14 protein-coding genes, 2 pseudogenes and 3 CRISPR repeat arrays are annotated in these 21,661 nt (G+C 69.2%); of the genes and pseudogenes, 3 read left to right on the top strand and 13 right to left on the bottom strand.

Annotation, left to right across the window (positions count from 1 at the left end; translation table 11 throughout):
* The first annotated feature begins 29 nt into the window (after positions 1–29).
* Positions 30–560 (top strand): chloramphenicol phosphotransferase CPT, encoded by a 531-nt coding sequence (gene cpt / locus ACZ4SF_RS31475; protein ID WP_468391311.1) that lies wholly within the window; start codon positions 30–32, stop codon positions 558–560.
* Between the two features lie 45 nt (positions 561–605).
* On the opposite strand, the gene ACZ4SF_RS31470 is transcribed toward cpt, so the two are convergent.
* The 13 genes and pseudogenes from ACZ4SF_RS31470 to ACZ4SF_RS31410 form a co-directional block, all read right to left on the bottom strand.
* Complete coding sequence (locus ACZ4SF_RS31470) at positions 606–1,727, bottom strand: IS630 family transposase (protein WP_468391145.1); 1,122 nt, start codon at positions 1,725–1,727, stop codon at positions 606–608.
* A gap of 441 nt (positions 1,728–2,168) precedes the next feature.
* Positions 2,169–2,882, bottom strand: coding sequence for a hypothetical protein (locus tag ACZ4SF_RS31465; RefSeq protein ID WP_468391142.1), 714 nt, complete (start codon positions 2,880–2,882; stop codon positions 2,169–2,171).
* Positions 2,882–3,451: an RNA polymerase sigma factor gene (locus tag ACZ4SF_RS31460; RefSeq protein ID WP_468391139.1), complete on the bottom strand. Its 570-nt coding sequence runs from the start codon at positions 3,449–3,451 to the stop codon at positions 2,882–2,884. The genes ACZ4SF_RS31465 and ACZ4SF_RS31460 overlap by 1 nt, the downstream gene beginning before the upstream one ends.
* Positions 3,448–3,672, bottom strand: a complete 225-nt coding sequence (locus ACZ4SF_RS31455; RefSeq protein ID WP_468391137.1) for a hypothetical protein — start codon at positions 3,670–3,672, stop codon at positions 3,448–3,450. The genes ACZ4SF_RS31460 and ACZ4SF_RS31455 overlap by 4 nt, the downstream gene beginning before the upstream one ends.
* A 323-nt stretch (positions 3,673–3,995) precedes the next feature.
* The gene (locus ACZ4SF_RS31450) at positions 3,996–4,169 is read right to left on the bottom strand and encodes a hypothetical protein (protein WP_468391134.1); all 174 of its coding nucleotides are present in this window, start codon (positions 4,167–4,169) and stop codon (positions 3,996–3,998) included.
* A gap of 412 nt (positions 4,170–4,581) precedes the next feature.
* Positions 4,582–4,937 (bottom strand): annotated as a pseudogene (gene cas2e, locus ACZ4SF_RS31445) (type I-E CRISPR-associated endoribonuclease Cas2e).
* Positions 4,934–5,884 (bottom strand): annotated as a pseudogene (cas1e, locus tag ACZ4SF_RS31440) (type I-E CRISPR-associated endonuclease Cas1e). Before cas1e ends, cas2e begins: the two co-directional pseudogenes overlap by 4 nt.
* 4 nt (positions 5,885–5,888) lie before the next feature.
* The gene (cas6e, locus tag ACZ4SF_RS31435; protein ID WP_468391131.1) at positions 5,889–6,173 is read right to left on the bottom strand and encodes a type I-E CRISPR-associated protein Cas6/Cse3/CasE; all 285 of its coding nucleotides are present in this window, start codon (positions 6,171–6,173) and stop codon (positions 5,889–5,891) included.
* 140 nt (positions 6,174–6,313) lie between these two features.
* Positions 6,314–7,024, bottom strand: a complete 711-nt coding sequence (locus tag ACZ4SF_RS31430) for a type I-E CRISPR-associated protein Cas6/Cse3/CasE (RefSeq protein WP_468391128.1) — start codon at positions 7,022–7,024, stop codon at positions 6,314–6,316.
* Complete coding sequence (gene cas5e, locus ACZ4SF_RS31425; RefSeq protein ID WP_468391125.1) at positions 7,021–7,881, bottom strand: type I-E CRISPR-associated protein Cas5/CasD; 861 nt, start codon at positions 7,879–7,881, stop codon at positions 7,021–7,023. Before cas5e ends, ACZ4SF_RS31430 begins: the two co-directional genes overlap by 4 nt.
* Complete coding sequence (locus ACZ4SF_RS31420; RefSeq protein ID WP_468391122.1) at positions 7,878–9,236, bottom strand: type I-E CRISPR-associated protein Cas7/Cse4/CasC; 1,359 nt, start codon at positions 9,234–9,236, stop codon at positions 7,878–7,880. The genes cas5e and ACZ4SF_RS31420 overlap by 4 nt, the downstream gene beginning before the upstream one ends.
* Positions 9,233–9,841 (bottom strand): type I-E CRISPR-associated protein Cse2/CasB, encoded by a 609-nt coding sequence (casB, locus tag ACZ4SF_RS31415; protein WP_468391119.1) that lies wholly within the window; start codon positions 9,839–9,841, stop codon positions 9,233–9,235. Before casB ends, ACZ4SF_RS31420 begins: the two co-directional genes overlap by 4 nt.
* Positions 9,838–11,361: a type I-E CRISPR-associated protein Cse1/CasA gene (locus tag ACZ4SF_RS31410; protein WP_468391116.1), complete on the bottom strand. Its 1,524-nt coding sequence runs from the start codon at positions 11,359–11,361 to the stop codon at positions 9,838–9,840. Before ACZ4SF_RS31410 ends, casB begins: the two co-directional genes overlap by 4 nt.
* 89 nt (positions 11,362–11,450) lie before the next feature.
* Here ACZ4SF_RS31410 and cas3 point away from each other — a divergent pair, with 89 nt between their 5' ends.
* Together cas3 and ACZ4SF_RS31400 are read left to right on the top strand one after the other, a co-directional pair.
* Positions 11,451–14,393 (top strand): CRISPR-associated helicase Cas3', encoded by a 2,943-nt coding sequence (gene cas3 / locus ACZ4SF_RS31405; protein WP_468391113.1) that lies wholly within the window; start codon positions 11,451–11,453, stop codon positions 14,391–14,393.
* A 1,018-nt stretch (positions 14,394–15,411) separates the two neighbouring features.
* Positions 15,412–16,662: direct repeats of the CRISPR family, unit length 29 nt; unit sequence CTGCTCCCCGCGCATGCGGGGATGGTCCC.
* A 421-nt stretch (positions 16,663–17,083) separates the two neighbouring features.
* Positions 17,084–17,419: direct repeats of the CRISPR family, unit length 29 nt.
* Positions 17,420–18,158: 739 nt separating this feature from the next.
* Positions 18,159–19,772: direct repeats of the CRISPR family, unit length 29 nt; unit sequence CTGCTCCCCGCGCATGCGGGGATGGTCCC.
* 1,366 nt (positions 19,773–21,138) lie between these two features.
* Positions 21,139–21,651, top strand: coding sequence for a hypothetical protein (locus tag ACZ4SF_RS31400; RefSeq protein WP_468391110.1), 513 nt, complete (start codon positions 21,139–21,141; stop codon positions 21,649–21,651).
* The last annotated feature ends 10 nt before the right edge of the window (positions 21,652–21,661 follow it).

Below are 21,661 nucleotides of genomic sequence, written 5' to 3'. Positions count from 1 at the left end.
TGCTGCGCTGCCTCTACTGTGGCGCGGTGATGACTGAGGTGATCGTTCTCAACGGTGGTTCCAGCTCGGGAAAGTCCGGGATCGCCCGGTGCCTGCAGGCGGTCCTGCCGGATCCGTGGCTGGCCCTCGGGACGGACACGCTGGTCGACGCGATGCCCGCGTCCATGAAGGCGTCGGATGCGGGGATCGAGTTCGCTCTGGACGGACAGGTGATCGTCGGCCCGGAGTTTCGGACGCTGGAAGCGGCATGGATTGAGGGGGTCGCCGCGATGGCCCGTGCGGGTGCCCGGGTCATCGTTGATGAGGTCTTCCTCGGTGGAGCGGAGTCGCAGAAGCGATGGCAGAAGGCTCTGGGGGAACTGCGGGTGCTGTGGGTCGGTGTCCGGTGTAACAGTACGGTTGCCGCAGGTCGTGAGGTCGCACGAGGTGACCGGGTCACCGGAATGGCGGCGTCCCAGGCGGATGTGGTCCACCGGGGCATGGTCTATGACCTGGAGGTGGACACCACGCATGCCGAGTCGATGGAGTGCGCACAGACCATCGCCACACATGTCAGCTGATCGGCAGCCCGGCTGCCTGCCGCGATGACCGCAGCGCCGGGATGGTCAGGCCGCCGTGGCCAGGGGCCGTCCTCCCCAACGGATGCCCTTCTCGCTGCGGATCCGGGCGCGTTCGCGGCGTTGGGCTGCCAGCACGTCGGGGTGGCGGGCGTTGGTGTTTCGCCAGCGTAGGTATCGGTGCAGCTCGCGGGTCTGAACGGTGTGGCTGGGGTGGTGGGAGTTGGCGAGGGTGAACTGCCGCAGCGGTCCGAAGTGTGCCTCGATGGGGTTGGCCCAGGACGCGTAGGTCGGGGTGAAGCACAGCTCGACCCGGTTCTTCTTCGCCCAGCGCCGGATCGTCGCGCCTTTGTGGGCGGAGAGGTTGTCCAGGATGACGTAGATCGGGGCGCCGTCCGGGCGGGCCGCGCGGATTGATCTGAGTGCGGTCAGGGTGTTCGCGGCGCCCTTCTTGCGGCGGTTGACGCCCCAGAGGGTGTCGTCGCCGATCGAGTAGCAGCCGTGGATGTAGCGCACCCCGTGGGTGCGGTGGTAGGTCGCGGGATGCCGCTCGGGGTGACCTGCAGGTTGCCAGGACGAGCCGGCGGTGGGGCGGATGCCGAGCGGTCCGAACTCGTCGAAGGCGAACACGCGGTCCGGGAAGCGGTCCAGTACGTGCTCGATGCGGTCGAGCTTGGTGTCGCGGTCCGGGTCGGGTGACTCTTTCCAGGTCTTGGTGCGCTGAAAGGTGATGCCGCGGCGGGCGAGCAGGCAGCGTAACGCCTCGCGGCTGATCCGTATCAGATGGCCGGGGACGCGGCGCAGGTACGCGGCGAGTTTGCGGATGGACCAGCGGGTGAAGGGCTGGCCGAGCTTGGTGGGGCGGGTGGTGGCCGTCTGGACGACGAAGTCCTCATCGTCAGGACTGAGCAGGCGGGGACGGCCTCCCGCCCATTGAGGGTCCAGGCAGGCCAGGCCGATCTCGTTGAACCGGTGGATCACGTCCCGGACGGTGTCCTCGTCGGCCTGCACCAGCTTGGCGATCACCGGGACCCGGTTCCCGCCGGCCGAGGCCAGCAGCATCATCGCGCGCCGGTACCGCACCGAACTGGTGCTTCCCCGACGTACGATCTGCTGCAGCTTCTGCCCTTCCTGGTCGGTCAACCTGCGCACACGGACAGGCTCAGCCACCACACCCCCAGCGATCGGATGGAACGTCACCGGACATCCAACCGCCAGAACCGCCAACCCGGCGAACCTATGTGGTCAGAGCACTAGCCGGCCGACCACGTGACCGTCTGCTGGAACGTCAGGGACAAACTGTTCGACGCCGTGGAGGCACAGGGCAGCGACGGCCGCGCGGAGCACCTCTGCAGCGCCGCTGACGCCCTGGAGCACTGGCTGGCCGACGCAGTGGAGCTTGCAGGTAGAACGCGACCTCGTAACTCAAGATTGGAAGGTTTGGGCATCGCTGCGCCCTCCCCACTGGATTAACCCGGCATCGTCTGCCGGTGGAAGTTGGTGAGGCCCCGCTTCATCCTTCGAGTGAGGGCTGCGCTTGCGCCTGGGTGCAGCCCTCACTGCACTATTTCGGGCGTACTGGCAGCCGTCCTGCCTTGCTGATCAGCCGGTTCAGCGGGTTGCCAGTTCGCTGGGCAGGCGCGCAGTCTTGATGAAGGTGCTCAACTCGTTGCCCCAGGGGACGGCGCGGGCGAACCCTTCGGCGAGATGAGTGCTAGGTCGTACAGCTTGAGGTAGGTGGCGGTCGCGGGTGAAGCCCAGCATGCGGGCCTGTGCCCGCCATAGGCGGGCGTCAGGGCTGACTCCGATGGCGGCGTGGTGGGCGGCGAGCAAGTGGGCGGCGAGGGGGTCCTCTCCGCCGGCGGCAAATCGCCACCAGTACAGCGCGCTTTCGCGCCGGTCGAGTGTGTAGAGCAGGCAGGCGAAGGTACGCGCGCCCCTGGGGTCGTAATCGGCAGCGAAGTCGGCCAGGGAGTCGATGTCGTTGGAGCGCAGCACCAGCTCGCATAGCCGCCGTACGTGATCGACCACAGCCGTTGGGCTGACGGCCGGGTCCGGGCAGAGGATCGGCGTGGGGCGCCGGCGCAGGCCGCGGCGCGTGCGCGGCCGTGTCCCTGCCGGGCGGCTGGGCGCGGGTGCCGCCGCGGGCGGCGGCACCTGGGTGCGTTGCAGGGTGGGAGCCAGGACGGCACGGGTGACTCGGGGCGGCCGCGCGGACTCCTGGGCGATGCGCAAAGCCAGGCGTCGCATGAAGTCGTCAGTGTCGTGATTGTCGTAGGTGCGGTGCAGGGCCTGCGCTTCGGCGCGCAAGAGATCTTCCAGCATCAGGACTTCCCTTTCCCCGAATCCGGGAGACCGATGAGGCGGTAGAGGTTCTTTAGACCGAGGTGGACGTTGGCTTTCGCGGCGCCTGCCGTGATGTCCAGGCGCGCGGCGATCTCAGCGAAGTCGAGTTCCGCGAGGTAGCGCAGGCGCACGCAGTTCGCCTGGAGAGGAGCGCGCTGTTCTAGTTCCGCCAGGGCGCGGTCCAGGCCGTCATGGCCACGTAGCAGCAGCAGATCGTCTGCCGTGGGCACGTCCGCGTAGCTGAGTTCGCCGTAGCTGACCTCCCGGTCGGTGGTGCGGGCACGGCGCCGGTAGAAGTCGGCGATCGCGTTCTCGAGTATGCGGTGAGCGAGCGCGATCGGGTTGGGATGTGCCAGGATCCGCTCCCATTTGCGGTACATCACCACCGCGGCGTCCATGAGCACCTCATCCGCATCGTGCGGGTTGCGCGTGCGAGCGCCGGCGACCCTGATGAACTCGCTCTTGTGTCCGGTGAAGAACACTTCGAAGTCCGTCGGGAGTTCGGCGGGCTCGATCACGCCGAAGTCCTGCTCGTCAGGACTGGTCACAGCTCCTCCACGGCGGGCGGTGGAACGGCGGTCCCCGCAGTGGGGCGCAGTCCGGCGGGCAGGACGGGGGGTGGTGCGAAAACGCGTGCGCGGGAGCGGTGCTCGTCGCGAGCCAGCGAGGCGATGCGGACGACGCGTCGGACGACGGCGTCGAAGGCAACTGCGGTCATCCGGCAGGCGCCGGCCACCGCCAGCACGTGCCAGGCCCAGTGAAGCCCCACGGACCCTCCTTCTGCTCAACTTGGCCCCCGCACTGCGTCGTTGCTGAGCGGGGGGAGACCTCGCGGTCTCATCCCCTACACCGCTGGGGAGGCCTTCGGGAGTTAACTCTGCGGCACATGTTTTCGACGGAGCGCAACGATCCGCTTGTGACTCACCGTGTGACCTGCGCCCACGCATCGTGCTGTGATCAGCATCACGTTTACTGTTCAGGTGTTCGCCAGGGCCCGCCACCCCGAGCCACCCGCGCGCCCCACGTGTTCGAACACAGCGAGGGTGCAGCTGAGTGGTGACCGCTCAGCTGCCCCCGCAGGCCGACCGGGCGTCAGTTCAGGCCCACCTTGGCCAGGGCAGTGGTCCAGTCAGTGACGATGGCCTGATGTGCCGCAGCAAGGGTGACCTTTCCGGAGCAAACCGCGGTGTGCAGGTTCGTCTCCACCGGGTCCTTCTTGTTAATGCTCCCGCCGCCCCTCTTGTGGCCCGGGTCGGCCGGCTCCACCCAAAGATTGCAGGCGTCGTCCGGCTCGCCGCTGAGCCGAAGACCATCCCTGCGCGTGCGGAGCACTTGCTGCTTGCGTTCTTCCTCGGTGATCCACCGGGACCATCCCCGCGCGTGCGGGGAGCACCGGTACCAGCCCTGGATGGTGACGATGGACGAGGGACCATCCCCACAGGTGCGAGGAGCTCATGCCGTCCTTGTCGATGAGCAGCCGGATGTCGAGACCATCCCCGAGGGTGCGGGGAGCACCGCCGAGTTCCTCGCCGTCCCGCGCCGCGTGGCGGGACCATCCCCGCGGGTGCGGGGAGCACACTTTGTGATCTGCGGGTTTATGACAGCGGGTCACTGGAATTAAGCAGTTTTGCAGAATCCGGCATCTGGTGTGAGTCTGTGCATATCGCCGTCCGGGTGGTCACTGGTTGCCGAAGCGGCGGCGTTTGGCTGCTTTGCTCCAGCCTGGGCGGGGTGGGGGCGCCGGGGAGGGGTTGGAGGCGCGGTCATTTGGGCGACGGATGAGAGTGAGGCCCTCGTGGTCGACGGGGTGCCAGGCGTGTTCGTGGGTGTCGAAGGTGAGCCTTGCTCGTTGTTGGTGGTGTGGGCGAGCAGGGCGCGGCCCTGGCCGGAGTACTGGCGGACTTCGTGCCAGAGGGCGTCGCGGACGCGGGCGGAGGGATTGCCGATGAAGACGCCGGGTGAGATTTCGAGCAGCCAGCGGGTGAGGAAGCCGCGTAGGCCGGCGGGGCAGTTGGTGAGCACGACTACCGTCACCAGCTGCTGCCCAGGTCGTGGTTGACGCCTGCGGCGACCTGCAGGCCCCGGTCGGAGTGGAGGGTGACCTCGTCGATGTCATCGAACGCGGCGGGCGCGGCGCGGTGGGGCAGGAGCAGGTGGTGGATGTCTGTGACGACGCGGTCCAGCAGCCGCAGTTCCTGGATGCGGTCGCGCAGCGCGCGGCGGGTGCGTGCGCCGACGTCCTCGGGTGAGGCGGCTGCGGCGTCGAAGGCGACGGGGATGCCCACTTCGGTCTTGTACAGGTCGGCGATGTCCAGGACGAAGGAAAGTTCGTGTCCGGAGTGGACAAATCCGAGGGCGGGTGAGCAGCCCAGCGCGGTGACGACGGCGTGGGCGACGCCGTACATCGCCTGGGCCGCCGCGGTGATGGCCTGGTTGACGGGGTCGCCGGAGGCGAAGTCGCCAGGGGTGTAGCGGCGTCCGTGCCACGGGATGCCGGTGCGTTGGGCCTGGGCGCGGTAGCAGTCCTTGACGCGGCGGCCTTCGCGGCCGAGCAGTTCCCGGCGGGTGCAGCCGGAGGGGTCCTCGTCGGGGAAGCGGAGCCGGTACATCGCGCGGGCGGTGTTCAGACGGGTGCGGCGGTTTGCTCAGCAGGCGGCCTGTGCTTCGGCGAGGGCGTCCGAACGGGACAATGCCCGTCCGGACGCGTAGTAGCGCACGCCGTGTTCGCCGACCCAGACCACACCGGCCCCTGTTTCGCCGAGCACGCTCATCGCCTGGTGGGTGATGCGGGTGCCGGGGCCAAGCAGCAAGGTGCCGATGGTCGCGGAGGGAATGTGGGTGGTTCCTCCGGCGTCCTCGGCGGTGATGGCGTTGGCATCGCGGTGGATGGTGCAGCGCTCGAGGTAGACGAAACTGGCCCGGTCGGCAGCCCGTGTCAGTTCGCGCGGGCCGCTCGCAGGCCTGCGGCCGACGGTCGTCACCGGCTCACCCCGCCGGGGCGAGCGTCATCAGCCCGCAGCCGTAGGCCTTGGCCTTGCCCAGGCCGCTGGTGAGGACATGGCGTAGTGCGTCGGGGTCGGTGACCTGCAGCCGTCCGTCGTAGGTGACAGTGGTGAGGGTGACGCGGCCGGGTACGCCGCGCTTGCCGAAGACGAGGCTGCGCTGGTCCCCGCTCGCTTGCGTATGAGCATCGAGCACAGGACGGAAGCCAGCCACCATGCTCTCCGCGGCAAGAGCCACCGAGCCCGAGGGGGAGGTCACGATGGCCATGGGCTGCTGGCATGGGGTGAGGATTGGTGCTGGTCCCTGCCTACGCGGGGAATCGGTCGATGTCTTCGTGTGCATCTGGCCGATCTCCGCTTGTGCGGAGAGTGTGTCCGCCGGAATCCGGGAGCCCGGCCGGTGGGATGTTACTTGCGTACGAGGACAAGGCCAACTCCGTAAGAGCGGGCTTTGCCGATCCCGTCGCTGAGGGTGCGAATAAAGGTGGCCGGGTCGGTGACCGTGAGCTGTCCCCGGACTTCGGCCCGGACGACCTTCAAGCCCTTCTTCACCGTCGAGACGAGTGGCGGCAGCATCGTGGTGGTGAGGCGGGCCGGATCGGCATTGGCGCCGATCCGCTTGATGCTGGATGGTCCGACGGGAGGCTCGCCTTCGGGCTGCAGCCGCTGCATGAACCACTCGGCCGCGTGATGCGGGGACATGCTGGCCATGCGCCGTCCGCGTTGGCCTGTCTTGGGGCCGGTGGTGGGCATGACGGACCGGATGGGATTGATGAACGCGCGGAACGTGTAGGTGTCGCCGGCCTTGATGGTCTGATCGACGCTGATCATGTGCGGCTTTTCCAGGAGCGCGGCGCGTGGGACGGGCGTCCAGTCGGGGGTCACGCGGGCCTGGGTGATGAGCGTGAGGGTCTGAGTACGCAGGTTGACGGTCCACGCCGAGAGCAGGCCCATTTGTGAGCGGGCGTCGCCTTCGCCTTCGGGCACCCAGCCCCGGTGGCCGCTCATGACCAGGCGGTGCATGTCGTGCACGTCGTTCATGGCGCGGATGACGTCGGGGTGGCGGGTGTCGAGGGTGAGGACACTTTGGGTGGCGACGAAGCGCGTGGGTGTGCTCACGGGGTGGGGGTCCATTCGATGGTTGGGGCCGGAGTGATGCGGGTGCGGGTTTCCCAACGAGTGACGTGGGTGCGGTGGTCGGGGTGAAAGGTGACGGGCTGGTCGTCGGTGGGGACGGCGCGGGGTGTGCCGGGGGGTGAGTCGATCCAGGCCCAGGGACGTTGGGTGGTGGCTTCGGGGAGGAGGGGGGCGTGGGTGAGGACGTGTTCGAGGGTGCCGGTGTGGACGCCGCCGGAGAGGTCGCCGGTGGGTGGGCAGGACTTGCGGCCGAGCCAGATGAGCCGGCGGGGGTGTTCGAGCTGGTGGGAGATGGTGTTGAGGAGGGAGGTGTCGTGGTGTTGGACGGCGGCGACGAATGCTGCGTTGGCGAGGTACCAGCGTTCGCTGACGGCGGGGTTGCGCAGGACGGCTTTGGCTGCGGTGATGAGGTGGCCGGTGTCGGGGTCGGGTTCGATGTATTTGGGGGCTCCGTACCAGCCGTCGACGTGGTGGTGGCCGAAGTGTGGACCGGTGGCGTCTTCCAGTGAGGTGGCTTTCGCGGCGCGGCGGTGGTCGGTGATGAGGTCGCGGGGGCGCAGGGGGTAGGGTCCGCCGCCTGCTACGTGGAAGTCGCGGTAGGGGGTGCCGGGGCTGTCTGCGCGCACGCCGTAGCGGAGTTCGGTGAGGGGGCCGAGGGGGTCTTCGCGGTCGTAGCCGAGGGCGGCGGCGATCAGGCCGATGACGGCTGATTTGGTGGGCCGCATGTCGGTGGCGCGGCGTTCGAATGCCCCGGATGCTCCCCAGGACTGGAGGGGAGCGACGAGGCGGATGAGAAGTGTCGCCGCTTCCCTGCTTGTGCGGGGATTGGTGGCGTTCATGCGGTCAGCTGCTCCAGGGTCGTGGCTTCTGCGGCGGGAAGCTTGCCGTCTGCGGCGAGCTGGTCGATCAGTTCCTGGATGTCGAGGTCGTAGGTGAGGAGCCGTCCGGGGGTGGCGTCGGAGCGCTTGGTGGTGATGAGGCGGTGGTGGTCGAGGAGCCTCTTCGCGCCGGCGAGGGCGGCGGGCCCGTCGGAGGTTTCGTCGATGTGGCGCTGGAAGGCGGCGGCGTAGAAGTAGGGTCGGGCGCCTTCGTGGGCCAGGACGAGGTTGGGCAGGGTGCCGGTGGAGGCGGTGCTGTTGGCCTTGGCGCGTGGGACGGCGTCAACGAAGGCGTGTACGAACTCGGCTTCGGCGGCTTGCGCGGCGGTCTCGGCCTCCTCCTGTGTCATGCCTGAGGCCTGCAGGTTGACGCGGAGCTTGTGCCGGTCGAGGGCGGCGTGGCGGTAGAAGGTGCCGGAGATGAGTGACTGGTAGCCGGTCATGCCCGCGCCGGCGTTGTCGGCGGCGTCGAGGAAGTCGAGGGCGTTGTCGCGGCGCTCGAGTTTCGCGTCGTCGGCGGCGGCGTAGAAGTCGTCGATGTGCTCGGCGGGGGCGATGGTGAAGGCCCAGGAGTGCTGAGCAGCGCCGTCCACGGTGCGCAGTTCGGCAACTTCGGCGAGGAAGCGGCCGAAGACGGTGATGTCGATGGCGTCGCGGGGGGCGAATGCGGTGAGGATGCCGGTGCGCAGGTCCTTGGGCAGCGGTGGGACTTTCACCTCCTCTTCCTTGCTGTCCTTGACGGCGGGTCCGGCCGGTGCTTCGGCGTCGGTTTCGGTGTTCTTCTTCCGGGCGTTCTTCTTCGCGTTCTTCTTGGCTTCCTCCTTCGCCGCGGCTTCCGCCTTGGCGGCCGTGTACTCGCTCAGCCATGCGTTGAAGGCGTCGGCATGGGTGTTGATGTGCTCGGCGATCCGGTCGCCGGCGTCCTCGGATGCGTAGATGAGGACCTTGGTGAGCAGGGCGGTGGAGTCCTTCTCGCCGAACTTCAGTCCCAGGCCTTCGAGGGCGGCCTTGGCCGCGTAGACGGCCTGGTCGGCGTCCCAGTCATGGTTCTTGATGAGGGCGTCGCGGGTGAACAGGGCCCATTCGCGGGTGCGCCGGCCGCTGCTGTAGGAGGCGAGGGGGCCTTCGCCCTGGTTGGCACGGCGGCGCGAGTGGGTGCGTTCGGCGCGGCGGCGGGCTTGGGCGGAGATGGCGGTTCGTTCGGCGCTGCCGTAGACGAACGCCTTTGGCTGGCCGTTCTCGTCGCGGACGGGGAGGGCGGCCGCGAAGGTTTCCAGAACGTGCAGGGAGAGGTACTGGGGCTTGGAGGTGGTCACTTGATGGCTCCGTTCGTGCGGGCGGTAGGGCTGGAAGTGCGGCCGCGGCTGTAGAAGGCGTCGCCCCACTTCTCAGGGGTGGGGCGTCCGCGGTCGGTCCACCCGGTGAGGTCGGTGATGAGTTCGGCCCAGGAGGGCGGTGTGGTCTCGCCGGCGCGGATACGTTCGATGGCGTGCTGGAGGTGGCGCCAGGGGATCTGGCGGGCTGGGAGGATGCGCATCATGAGGCGTTCGGCGCCGGGGTTGGCGGGGCCTCGGGCTCCGTCGTAGCCGATGGAGCGGATCGCGCGGCCCATGTTGCCGTAGCCGTAGTGCGGCTTGACCCGGCCGGCATGGTAGCGGGCGAAGAGGAAGCCGACCTGGCGGTAGAGGGCCCGGGAATCTTCGGTGGGTGCGAAGGCGCGTGCTTCGTAGTGGGTGGGGCTGTCGGCGGTCGGAGGCCGGCGAAGGTCGGCCAGTTTGCCGTACTGGTGGGTGTGGACGAGGCTGCCGAGCCAGGCCATGTACTGGACCGATGCGGCCGCCGCTTCCACGGTCGCGGGGAGTACTGCCTCTGCGTCGGGCGGAGGGCTGGGATGGGGGATGTCGAAGAGGGGCAGGGTCATGCGGGCTGCTCCATTCGCAGGTAGACGGGCGCCTTGCGGGGGTTGTTCAGGACCTCTGCGAGCTTTTCGCGGGCCTCGGTGTTGGCCTGGTATCCCCGGCTGCTGGGAGGCAGAGAGCGGAGCCGGTCGGTGAGAAAGGCTTCGGCGTTCGAACGGACCTGTGCGGCGTAGGCAGTCAGAGCCTCGGGCACGGGAGTGCCTTCGGCGGTCTCGTCCAGGAGTTCGTGGAAGAGGGGTTCGGTCGCCGCGAAGTGTTCACCGGAGGCTTTGAAACGGGCCAGCTGGGCTTGTTTGTCGGACGGTTTGGGGTTGGGGTAGGCGACGCGCCAGGCGGCGTAGGCGGCGTCGTCCAGAGCTGCCGCCACGTACTCGGCGATGGCGCAGCCTTCTTCGGATGCCTGGCGCAGGGCGCTTTCGCGGCCCGGGATGTAGGGGAAGGCGTCGTTGACCCAGGCGATGAGCTTGCCGGGTTTGGCGAGGAGGCCAACGGTCCACAGGGTGACGCGGTGCCCTTCGGGCAGCAGGGCGAGGCGCCCGTACAGGTCCATGCCCTTTTCCCGGCGGGCGGTGGCCGCATACAGGGAGTGAGCTTCCCTCCACAGGGCCCGGGCGGCGGATGCCTTGAGCGGGGCGTTCTTCTCGATCACGGCGTCCTGGAGGGCGCTGGCGTGGGTGACGTCCACGATGTCGCCGGCGCCCATCAGGACGCGGTCGACTCCCCAACTGCCGTCGGGCTGGCGGGCCGGGCGGGCGAGGATGGACCGGCCCAGGATGCTGTGCAGGTCTGCCGGTCCGTCGGGGGTGCGAGCGGTGGGCTTGGCTGCGAAGGAGCGGCGCGGCCGGTCGGTCCAGGTGTAGTTGAAGGTACCGGGGTCGCCGTCGTGGGGGTGCAGGTTCAGGCGGAGGGTGTCACCGAGGGTTTGGCCAAGGGCGGTGACGTGGACGCGCGTGCCGGCACGGCACATGGCCTGGTTGTTGAGGGCGGCGCCGAGGAGATTGCCGGGGATCATGCCGCGGCCGCCATTGCCGCAGACGTGCTGGGTGATGACTGCCATGAAGGCGTCGGTCGCGGTGAGGGGCTCGCCGTGGTGAAGGTGGTGCCGGTCGAAGAGCTGCACGTAGTCGCCGACGTGGTGCATGACGATCTGCGAGGTACCAACACCGTGTTCGTCCATGAACGGGGCCAGCAGCGCGTTCTGGAACAGCGGCCGGACCGGATGGAAGAAGTTCCACTGCTCCTCGGGCTGCTGCCTGAGCCAGTCCGCGACGTCCGTGAACGGCCGCCGGCCGGTGACCCAGGTCCGCCACTCGCTGCTGGTCTCCGGATAGACGTCGGCCGCATACGCGACGGCCCTGAGCAGCTCCAGCATGGCGAGGGTCTCACCAGGATGGCGTCCGCCCACGCCCGAGTGGTCGTCGGCCTTCTCGAACGCCTCGATGAGCCCGAGACGGCTGGGGAGACCGGCCGTTGTCAGTGCCGCAAGGCAAGGTTGGGTGCGGGGATCCCAGTACGGAACCACGTCGCCTCCTCCAGATGTATATCTTCGTGCGCATCGTTGGATCGATGTGGTGTGCGGGTCAACGACGCTAGCAGCGCGAGGAGTTGAGGGTGCACCGTTTTGAACAGTTGCTCCAGTCCGTGGTACTGGCATGGGGGAAGACCGACCAGAACGGCGACAGCACCCGGCGCGGAGGCCCAGCCTGGACCCCGCTGCTCGCTCACCTCCTGGACGTCGCCGCCACCGCGGGCGTCCTGTGGGGCCGGCACCTCCCTCCGCACATCCGCCAGCGGCTCACCGAAGCGTTCGGCGCCGGGAACGAGACGACGGCCCGGCAGGTGGTGATGCTGCTCGCAGCCCTCCACGACCTCGGCAAGGCTTCAGACTGCTTCCTCGGACAGTGGCGGCACGGCCGCGGAAAATCCCAGCTGAAGGCGCACGCGAAGGTCTGGGAGGAGCAGGCCCGCGCCGCTGGGCTCCCCCTCGGCGACGACCTTGACCACGCCTACTACGCCCGGCACGAGCACATCACCGCCGCAGCACTCCCCCGGCTGCTGGGCTGCGCCTGCACAGAATGTGGCGGCAGCGGCGCACGCCACGAAGGACTGCACGATGCCGGGGCGCTCCTCGGCGGCCACCACGGCCACATCCCCAACCCGGAAACCGTCGACCGGGCCCGCGGAGCCGCGTCCGTCAGACAATGGGGGGATGTCCACGCGGCCATCGTGCAAACAGTGGCCGAGACCGTCGGACTCGACCTCGACATCGTGGCGAGGGCAGTCAACCCGGTCCGGCCATCGGCCCGAGTTGCGTTTCTGTACCTGATGTACCTGGCGGACTGGGTCGCCTCCGACACGGAATTCTTCCACTTCCGCGTCCACACCACCCCTGTCACCCACTGGTGGCAGGCCGCCCTACGGGAGGCCGACCAAGCCGTTCACGCCCGGCGCCTCACCAGATGGCAGGCGCGACCCGTCACCTGGGAAGAGATGTGGCCCGACACCCCTTCTCCCCGCGCCTTCCAGGCCGACGGCATGCACCTCGCACCCGCCGAAGGACAGGCCATGATCGTCGTGGAATCGGACACCGGCTCCGGCAAGACGAGACTCGCCCTCTGGATGGCCCACCACCTGGCACGCACCTGCGGCTACAGCGGCCTGTACATGGCCCTGCCCACCCGAGCAGCCGGCAACCAGGTCGCCAAAGAACTCCGCAAATTCCTGCACGCCGTGCTGGCTCCCGGCGAGGTACGGGACATGGCCCTCGTACACGGCACAGCCCAGGCAACCGACCTCGTGCACCAACTGATCGACGCACACCAGGCACACGGTGACCCACTGACCGACCTGTCCAGCACCATAGAAACCCTCACCTGCACCGACAGCGGCCAGGCCGTCCTGGACCCGTGGTACCTGCGACGCTGCCTCGCACTGGTCGCCGGCTTCGGAGTCGGCACCGTCGACCAGATCGCCCTCGCCCCACAAGGATCACGACACTGGGCCCTGCGCCTGGGAGCCCTCATGTGCAAAGTCGTCATCATCGACGAAGCACACGCCTACGAACTCTTCCAGCAGAACCTCTTGAGCGCCGCAGTCGAATGGCTGGCAGAGGGCGGCGCCTCCCTGGTCGTGCTGTCGGCGACCCTCCCCCGCAGCATCCGCAACGAGCTGACCACCGCCTGGCGGCGCGGCCTCGGAACGACCGGCCACGACGACGGAACCCAAGGACCGATCATGGTCGTCGACCACAAGGGCCGGATCAGCCGCGGCGGCCCTCTACCCCACGATCCGCACACCCCCAAACTCCTGACCGACATCCAACTGAACGAAGATCCCGGCGACACGGACCTGGTCGCCCACCTCCTCGACCGGGCCCGCAACGGCGGATGCGTCGTCGTCCGCAGCACCCGAGTCGACCCATGCCGCTCCCGCTACCGCAAAGCACTCCAGCTCGCGAGCACATACGGCTGGCGGCCCGACGAGATACTCATCCTCCACGGCATGCTGCTCCCGCGACACCGCCTGCACCTGGAAACACGACTCGCCGGCATCCTTGGGCCCGGCCCAAAAGGACGACGCAACCCCAACCGGCCCGGCCGCCTTCTGGTATTCGCGACAGGAGTGATCGAACAGTCCCTGGACCTGGACTTCGATCACGGCGTGACAGACCTGTGCCCCATCGACGTGGCCGTCCAGTTCCGCGGCCGCATCCACCGGCACGCCGCCAATGATCCGTACCGATCCTCTTGGTGCCGCACGCCCCGGCTCACCATGCTCTGGCAGCCCGGCACAGACGGCCTGCCGATCGTGGAACCGCCGGACTTCACGGCTGGACGGCCCATCGGCACCTACGACGGCCTGGTCTACGCCCCCTACGTCCTGGCAGCCAGTTGGCACACGCTCACACAGCACCGCGACCCCGACGGGATAGTGCGGCTCGAGACTCCATGTGATTCTGCCTGGGCATTGGAGAGCGTCTACGGTGAAGCGATCCAGGGCGCGGGGCCGATACAAGCCCTCCTCGACCGCACCCGCACTGCCCACCTCGACGCCCTCGCCGACGAGGCGCTCCAGGCCGAAGCCCGACTATTCCGACCCTTCACCCGCCGACGCCGTACCCCCGTAGCCACCTACGACCTCGCCTCCGGCAACAACCAGGGCGACGGCGACAACGGCGGCGTCACTGGTATCGCAGCCGTCTCCCGCCTCGGGGAAGAGTCCGTCGACTGCCTGATCCTGTACCAGCAGCCAAACGGCACGATCACCTACGACCACGAAGGCCTGCAAAGAGCCGACCTTAGCCAGCGCTCCCCGAGCCGCAACGTAACCGCCTACCGGCGCCAGCAAAAAGACATACTCGCCAACACACTCGCGCTCCCCGCGCGCTGGTGGGACGGCCGAGACAGCCTGCAACCGATCGCAGACTGGCCCCACCACCCACAGCCCGCCCTGAGAAACAAACCAGTCATCCTGCTCTCTCCGGCTGGCACGTGTCTGAGCGGCCCCGTCGGTATGCTCCGTTATGACCACACCACCGGACTGGAACGCCTATGATCATGTCGCCCCGCCCTCACGCTAGTTAGAGCGCGGAATGCACTCTCCGTCACCGCAGAAGCCATCTCCCGCGACACTCCTCGGTACTCGGGGATGATCCGGTGGTCGAAACGACCGCCATGCCGGACCAAGAGCTCCCCGCGTATGTGGGGATGGCCCGCAGACCGGCTGGGCTTCCAAAGACCGGTCCGTCGTCTCTCAGCGCACGCGGGGATGGCCCCACGTTCCGGGCCGTGCACGAGGTGTTTAACTGCTTCCCGCGCCTGCGGGAATGGTCCCCGTGACGACACCGGCGCTCCCAAGACCGCCATGTGCTCCCCGCGCGTGCGGGAATGGTCCCATCTGGTACGGCTCGGTCTCGGCCGGGGCCGGCTGCTCCCCGCGCCCGCGGGGATGGTCCCCGAGGCTCGGATTCAAGCTGATCTCGGCCGACCTGCTCCCCGCGCCCGCGGGATGGTCCCGCCAGCGTGCGGACGGTGGACCGGCCGACGGTCTGCTCCCCGCGCCGGCGGGAATGGTCCCTCCCGGGACCAGGCCCGGCCGTTGATCGAGCACTGCTTCCGCACCCGCGGGGATGATCCCACCGTCCAGGTCCACGTGGAAGGCCACGTCTGCTCCCCGCACCCAACGGGGATGGTCCCATCGAGAACCATTTCGCCGTCGATCCCGCAATCGCCCGGCTCCCCGCGCCCGCGGGGATGGTCCCCAGTGAGGAGGAGGGCGCCATGCGCGACGCCCCCGCTGCTCCCCGCGCCCGCGGGGATGGTCCCAAGCTTGCGGAGGAAGGGCTGACGCGAATCGTCTGTTCCCCGTGCCCGCGGGGATGGTCCCGCCGCGACCGGCGGTGACTGGGCCGGGAGTTGCTCCCTGCACCGTGCGGGTGTGGGTACGTGCTGTGCTCTTCCCGTGTCCACACCCACTACCCCTGGCATTGAAAGCCCGCTTTAGCCTAAATGTCGGATTCGATGAAAGTCGCGCAAGAGGATGTGATGGCGTGGTAAGAACGCAGGTCAGTGAGTCTTCTCCCCGCGCATGCGGGGATGGTCCCCACCGCGAAGTCATCGGCCGGCTGCTGCCGGACTGCTCCCCGCGCATGCGGGGATGGTCCCGTGCCGCGGAGGCCGAGCGGGCGACCGCACGGCTGCTCCCCGCGCATGCGGGGATGGTCCCAAGTGGGACAGCAACTGGCAGGCCGGCCATCCCTGCTCCCCGCGCATGCGGGGATGGTCCCGAGATCGAGCTGAAGACCCCGGCCGCGCTCGCCTGCTCCCCGCGCATGCGGGGATGGTCCCACCCGCGCGCTGGCCGACCGCTGCAACGCCCGCTGCTCCCCGCGCATGCGGGGATGGTCCCGAGGGCGACTTCGTGACCGCGGCCTCGCTGCCCTGCTCCCCGCGCATGCGGGGATGGTCCCTTGTCGTCTGCGATGACCGCTTCGAGTCCTGACTGCTCCCCGCGCCCGCGGGGATGGTCCCACCTACGGGTATGGCCTTCCTGCCTTCCCCGACTGCTCCCCGCACCCGCGGGGATGGTCCCCCCACTCGGAGATCCTGTTCCGGCGCCGCACCCTGCTCCCCGCGCCCGCGGGGATAGTCCCCTTCCGTTCTCCGACGGCTCGGCTCTGCTGAGCTGCTCCCCGCGCCCGCGGGGATGGTCCCGAGTCGCTGGCTGCCACCGAGAAGTGGCGAAAGCTGCTCCCCGCGCCCGCGGGGATGGTCCCCACGGCGTTCCGCTGTCGAGCGGCCTGACGTTCTGCTCCCCGCGCCCGCGGGGATGGTCCCGCCAGGTCCACGGCACCGAAGCACGCCCCGCTCTGCTCCCCGCGCCCGCGGGGATGGTCCCGGAGACGCAATGAAAGCCATCCGCAAGGCACGCTGCTCGCCGCGCCCGCGGGGATGGTCCCCTGCCGGCCATCACCTGGACCATCGCCGAAAGCTGCTCCCCGCGCATGCGGGGATGGTCCCCACTCCAGGTCCACGTCGTAGGTGCCGGCGGACTGCTCCCCGCGCATGCGGGGATGGTCCCACGATGACGTACGGGTCTGGGGAGAGGCTGTACTGCTCCCCGCGCATGCGGGGATGGTCCCTCGCCGGCTGAACGAGCCCGGTGTTCGCAGCACTGCTCCCCGCGCCCGCGGGGATGGTCCCTCACAGCAAACCCGACTTGGCTAGTGCCGATACTGCTCCCCGCGCCCGCGGGGATGGTCCCGTCCGCATCTTCGACGGCAAGGGCACCGCCGACTGCTCCCCGCGCCCGCGGGGATGGTCCCATCCTGCGACTCAAGGCGCCCTCGGACCCGCGCTGCTCCCCGCGCCCGCGTCCCCAGACGGCGTCCAGCTCGAGGCGGCCGGTGTTCTGCTCCCCGCGCCCGCGGGGATGGTCCCTCTGCTCCACCTACCGCGTCTCAGAGACCACCCTGCTCCCCGCGCCCGCGGGGATGGTCCCTCGCCGACGAGAACCCGGCCGTCCGATCCAACCTGCTCCCCGCGCATGCGGGGATGGTCCCGATGGCTACGCGATGCGAGCACCCAGCCCCATCTGCTCCCCGCGCCCGCGGGGATGGTCCCTCCCGCTCGGCGGCCACGGTGTCCCACTGCCGCTGCTCCCCGCGTCCGCGCGGGGATGGTCCCGCGTAATCCAGCACGTAGGCCGCGCTGTCAACCAGGCCATGTGCCGGGCCGGACAGCGCGTGTGCTCCCCGCACCCGCGGGGATGGTCCCGTCAGGGGCAGGGCGATGAAGGCCGAGCTCCACTGCTCCCCGCGCCCGCGGAGATGGTCCACAACCGCACACACAGGCAGTTGATACCTCAAAGCTGCTCCCCGCGCCCGCAGGGATGGTCCCCTTCCGTTCTCCGACGGCTCGGCTCTGCTGAGCTGCTCCCCGCGCCCGCGGGGATGGTCCCCACGCGAAGGACGGCACTGGCGCCGGCCCTATCTGCTCCCCGCACCCGCGGGGATGGTCCCTACGACGACGCGCTGCAGGCCGACGACCAGACCTGCTCCCCGCGCCGGCGGGGATGGTCCCAAGACCGGCCGTCCGGAGCGCGTCTTGGACGCCTGCTCCCCGCGTCCGCGCGGGGATGGTCCCGCGTAATCCAGCACGTAGGCCGCGCTGTCCATCTGCTCCCCGCACCCGCGGGGATGGTCCCGACCTGTACGACGAGGCGAGCTTGGCCCACTTCTGCTCCCCGCACCCGCGGGGGTGGCCCCCCGTCCACCGCCGGTGAGGCGTTCACCATCACCTGCTCCCCGCGCCATGCGGGGGTGGTCCCGACCTGCTCTCCATATAGCTGGACCGACCCGAGTGCTCCCCGCGCGTGCGGGGATGGTCCCCCGAGCCCATCGCAGCCAGCAGCACGGCAGCGGTGCTCCCCGCGCCCGCGGGGATGGTCCCGGCAAGGTCGTAGAGCGTGGCGACGAGCAGCCGTGCTCCCCGCACCGGCGGGGATGGTCCCGGGCTGATCACCTCGTACCGGGTCGGCCGGCTCTGCTCCCCGCGCCCGCGGGGATGGTCCCAAGCTTGCGGAGGAAGGGCTGACGCGAATCGTCTGTTCCCCGTGCCCGCGGGGATGGTCCCGCCGCGACCGGCGGTGACTGGGCCGGGAGTTGCTCCCTGCACCGTGCGGGTGTGGGTACGTGCTGTGCTCTTCCCGTGTCCACACCCACTACCCCTGGCATCGAAAGCCCGCTTTAGCCTAAATGTCGGATTCGATGAAAGTCGCGCAAGAGGATGTGATGGCGTGGTAAGAACGCAGGTCAGTGAGTCTGCTCCCCGCGCATGCGGGGATGGTCCCCGATGCGCGTGCATCAGTTACCCGAGGCAACACTGCTCCCCGCGCATGCGGGGATGGTCCCACGTACAAGAAGGGTCATTTCGGACCCTTCCACTGCTCCCCGCGCATGCGGGGATGGTCCCGACACCGCCTGGGGCTGAGCCACACCCTGACGCTGCTCCCCGCGCATGCGGGGATGGTCCCTCCCAGTACTGGCGGCACATCGCCGCGACGTCCTGCTCCCCGCGCATGCGGGGATGGTCCCGACGAACCCAGCACCGCCAACGCCATCGACACCTGCTCCCCGCGCATGCGGGGATGGTCCCTCCAACGTCCTGTGGTACCACGGCGGTGAGGTCTGCTCCCCGCGCATGCGGGGATGGTCCCTGGTCGCCCTCAGGGTTGTTCTGGGAATAGTTCTGCTCCCCGCGCATGCGGGGATGGTCCCGAAACGACCCCGGCCAGCAAGAGCCGGACCGGCTGCTCCCCGCGCATGCGGGGATGGTCCCTGTCTTTGGGGAGGTCGTTCACTCGGATCCGGCTGCTCCCCGCGCATGCGGGGATGGTCCCTTGGTCTTGTCGATGCCGGCGGCCATCGCCCTGCTCCCCGCGCATGCGGGGATGGTCCCCAGGCGCAGTGCTTCCACAGGGTCATCACGGCCTGCTCCCCGCGCATGCGGGGATGGTCCCGCCCCGCTCATCGCAAACGATCCAGTCGTCACCTGCTCCCCGCGCATGCGGGGATGGTCCCACCCCCACGGGGACGGTGCACCTGCTGACCGACTGCTCCCCGCGCATGCGGGGATGGTCCCACCTTGACCTTGTCGATCTCCATCTCGAAGAGCTGCTCCCCGCGCATGCGGGGATGGTCCCGCCGACAGGGAGGACATCGTCCAGGCCGAGGACTGCTCCCCGCGCATGCGGGGATGGTCCCTCCGCTCCCTTGACCGGTGCGACCGTGACCCGCTGCTCCCCGCGCATGCGGGGATGGTCCCGCACGGGGCCGTTCGTTGCTACCTGCTGAGCCCTGCTCCCCGCGCATGCGGGGATGGTCCCCTTCTGACGGCGCCGCTCGACGCCGTACCGCTCTGCTCCCCGCGCATGCGGGGATGGTCCCCCCGAGCCGTACACGTCGATCTGACCGTCAGCCTGCTCCCCGCGCATGCGGGGATGGTCCCATGATCGACCTGTTCTACTCGGTCATCGCGCCCTGCTCCCCGCGCATGCGGGGATGGTCCCAGCAGCCGCAGCCGGAAGTTGCTCGTGCGGTCCTGCTCCCCGCGCATGCGGGGATGGTCCCGACTTCCCGGTGCCGCACAAGCCCGGCAAGCCCTGCTCCCCGCGCATGCGGGGATGGTCCCGATCAGCATCAGCTGTTCATACGGCTTCGGGACTGCTCCCCGCGCATGCGGGGATGGTCCCGAGTCGGGAACCAACTCCTGCTCCGGCCGGGTCTGCTCCCCGCGCATGCGGGGATGGTCCCGGCACCGGCGGCAGTGACCGCCTTGTCGAGTACTGCTCCCCGCGCATGCGGGGATGGTCCCTGTCGGAGCGCGCCCGGAAACACATGGACGAGCTGCTCCCCGCGCATGCGGGGATGGTCCCACTGACCCGCCCGGGGAGTTGACTCGGACCCGCTGCTCCCCGCGCATGCGGGATGGTCCCATGGAGTTCGCGTCCATGATCGCGCCGTTCAGCTGCTCCCCGCGCATGCGGGATGGTCCCATGGAGTTCGCGTCCATGATCGCGCCGTTCAGCTGCTCCCCGCGCATGTGGGGATGGTCCCCAGTACACGCGCGGGATGCGGCAGGCCGCCGACTGCTCCCCGCGCATGCGGGGATGGTCCCAAGACGAGCGTCTGTCGTCCCCAGATGGCGCACTGCTCCCCGCGCATGCGGGGATGGTCCCAAGGCCGGGATGCCGCGGCCTTGGCTGGGCAGCTGCTCCCCGCGCATGCGGGGATGGTCCCTCCGCGCTCGTGCCACGGAACTGGAAAGCCGCCTGCTCCCCGCGCATGCGGGGATGGTCCCCTCTACCTCTACACCGGCGGCACCGGTGAGCACTGCTCCCCGCACCCGCGGGGATGGTCCCCTCTCCAGCAGGCCGAGGAGGCACCGGGCTCGCTGTTCCCCGCACCCGCGGGGATGGTCCCGGGTCACCTCCGGCGAGACGATCGCCTTGCCCCTGCTCCCCGCACCCGCGGGGATGGTCCCTTCACCCGCGCGCCCGTGTCCAACCTCGCGAACTGCTCCCCGCGCCTGCGGGGATGGTCCCTACTCCAGGTCCACGTCGTAGGTGCCCGCGCTCTGCTTCCCGCGCCCGCGGGGATGCTCCCGACGCGGGCGGCGGCGACTCGCGCGTCCTGGCCTGCTCCCGGTACCCGCGGGGATGGTCCCGCCGACGGCGCCTTCGTCATCTCGACCCTGCCCTGCTCCCCGCGCCTGCGGGGATGGTCCCCGGGGCGACGACCGCGGTACGGACGTGTGGAGCTGCTCCCCGCACCCGCGGGGGTGGCCCTTCCGAGTCCGGACCGGCATCCTGGTCTCCTACTCCCCGCGCGTGCGGGGATGATCCTTCTGACGGCCTCGGTATCGAGCTTGCCGGATACTGCTCCCCGCGCATGCGGGGGATGGTTTCGAGAAGCTCATCGAGGCCGGCCGCGAGGTCGACTGCTCGCCGTGCGTGCGGGGATGATCCCAAGCCCTGTGGTGGGGTCATCGGGAGATCCGAGTGCTCCCGGTGCATGCAGGGATGGTCCCGCGGTGTGCGTCATCTCCGGCATCAGCATCACGTGCTCCCCGCGGCCGCGGGGATGGCCCCATGGCGGTGATGGCGCTCGTCGGCACCGGCAACTGCTCCCCGCCAGTGCGGGGATGGGCCGGGCAGACCCTCTAGGCCACCCGCACCGCCCCGCCCCCCAACTCCCGTGCGTGCAAAGCCGCGTCAGTGCGGATGGCGATAGGGTCCGGGCATGTCAGACGCAATAGCGGCCGCGATCACTGCGGCGGCGGGCCTCGGTGGAGCGCTTCTCGGCTCGGTACTCCCGCAACGCTTCAACGCCCGCGAACGCGCCGCCGAGGCCGAAATCGCCGACCGCAGAAGGTCCTTTGAGGAGCGGCGAGAGGCATACACGGCCATGAACCGTGCCTCAGAGCAATTTCACACGCTCCTCAAGGACGCCCTGCACCGCATCCGTGACGGCGTCTATGCCGAGGAGGACCGTACCCGTCTTGAGGATTCCCGCAGGGAGTACCGCGACCGCTACGCGGCAGCCCAAATGATCGTCCCCTTGCGGATCATGGAGGCCTCGCGAGAACTCAACAAGGTGCTCGCTGAGATCGACGCGGCGGCCAAGCGCATTGACCGCGGCCTCGCGTGTGACGGCGAGAGTGCAGAGCACCTACTCGTCGAGGTAAAGCAGGCGGAGCCCCGGCTGGTAGTGATGCGGACACTGATGAGGGAAGACCTGGGGATCCGGGACTAGAGATCGTCTT

This window comes from Streptomyces sp. NPDC027663, from assembly GCF_055566415.1.
The sequence above is the reverse complement of the archived record's forward strand: the minus strand, read 5'-3'. Positions and strand labels throughout refer to the sequence as shown.